We start from the raw sequence: 1,085 nt of genomic DNA, 5'->3' as shown, positions 1-1,085 counted from the left end.
TTCGTCTACTCAGCTGTGATTGCGGCAGTAGCGGGTGCCTTGTACGTTCCTCAAGTCGGTATTATTAACCCAGGTGAATTCTCACCCATTAACTCTATCGAAATGGTGATCTGGGTAGCAGTGGGTGGCCGAGGAACTTTGATTGGTGCAGTTATTGGTGCATTGTTAGTGAATTTTGCGAAGACTAAATTCACCGCGATTATGCCAGATGGTTGGTTATTCGCATTGGGTGCCTTGTTTGTCTTCGTTACGCTTTACTTACCAAAAGGCCTGATGGGCTTAATGGAGCAAATTAGAGACAAGCGAACGCTAAAGAAGAATAAATTAGAAACCGGGGAGACAGCATCATGAATGTATTGGATACAACTCGAGAAACGATGCGTCGAGACCAAGTATGGAGTTTCATGCGCGAAGACGATGTGCATGTTGATGTATCGAAGAACGTGATTCTCTATATCGAAGGCTTGTCAGTCAGTTTCGACGGCTTTAAAGCACTGAATGACATGAACCTCTATATCAATGATGGTGAACTTCGCTGCTTAATAGGTGCAAATGGCGCAGGTAAAACGACCTTGATGGATGTGATTACCGGAAAGACCCAATGTGACGAAGGCTCGGTTTATTTTGGTCAAACACATAACTTGCTGGAAAAAGATGAAGCAGAGATTGCTCAGCTAGGGATAGGTCGAAAGTTTCAAAAGCCCACAGTGTTTGAAGCGCATACAGTTCTGGATAACCTTGAGCTAGCGCTAAAAACAAACAAGCGCGTGCTGCCCACTTTATTTTCTACACTTAGTTCGGAAGAGATAGGCCGAATTGACCACGTATTGGAAACAATTGGCTTGAAAGAGCACCGTATGATGCTGGCAGGTTCCTTATCACATGGGCAAAAGCAGTGGTTGGAAATTGGTATGTTGCTCGCGTCTGAGCCTCGTTTGCTATTAGTTGACGAGCCGGTTGCAGGCATGACGGCACAAGAAACAGAACGAACCGCTGAGCTGTTGAACTCTTTAGCGGGTGAACACACCGTCGTGGTCGTTGAACACGATATGGAATTTGTTCGATCAATTGCCAAAACCGTGACG

1 protein-coding gene and 1 pseudogene are annotated in these 1,085 nt (G+C 45.4%); both read left to right on the top strand.

Going from position 1 to position 1,085, the window contains the following annotated elements; translation table 11 throughout:
- Positions 1-351 (top strand): annotated as a pseudogene (locus A3766_RS14525) (urea ABC transporter permease subunit UrtC); the annotation flags it as partial.
- The coding region (gene urtD, locus A3766_RS14520; protein ID WP_068642419.1) for an urea ABC transporter ATP-binding protein UrtD at positions 348-1,085 on the top strand (738 nt) is incomplete at its 3' end. The pseudogene A3766_RS14525 and the gene urtD, both read left to right, overlap by 4 nt.

The sequence above is a fragment of the Oleiphilus sp. HI0132 genome (genome assembly GCF_001635845.1).
Note: the sequence above shows the minus strand (reverse complement) of the source record. Positions and strands in the feature narration are given on the sequence as shown.